Source organism: Arthrobacter sp. B055-34, assembly GCF_059090425.1.
In genome coordinates this window covers 1-246 of sequence record NZ_JBNHFQ010000032.1, presented here as the reverse complement: position 1 = coordinate 246, position 246 = coordinate 1, and the positions used below count along the sequence as shown (strand labels likewise).

The 246-nt window shown below is 63.4% G+C and carries 1 pseudogene; it reads right to left on the bottom strand.

The features are described 5' to 3' along the window. A pseudogene (locus AC5RWO_RS21475) lies at window positions 1-246 on the bottom strand (ABC transporter permease); the annotation flags it as partial.

Below are 246 nucleotides of genomic sequence, written 5' to 3'. Positions count from 1 at the left end.
CGCCATGGCCGCCGCAGGCTCCCCCGTCCTGAGGGACTCACCGAAGTCCAGCCTGAGGACCCCGCCGAAGTAATCGGCCATCTGTGTCAGCAGCGGTTGGTCCAGACCATGGCGGGCGGTAAAGTCCGCCCGCATCTGGTCCGTGGCATTCAGCGGCAAATACAGGTTTGCCGGATTACCGGTCAGTCGGGCAAGCGCGAACACTCCCACGATCACTGCAACCAACGGCAACGCGCTGGAGAGAAT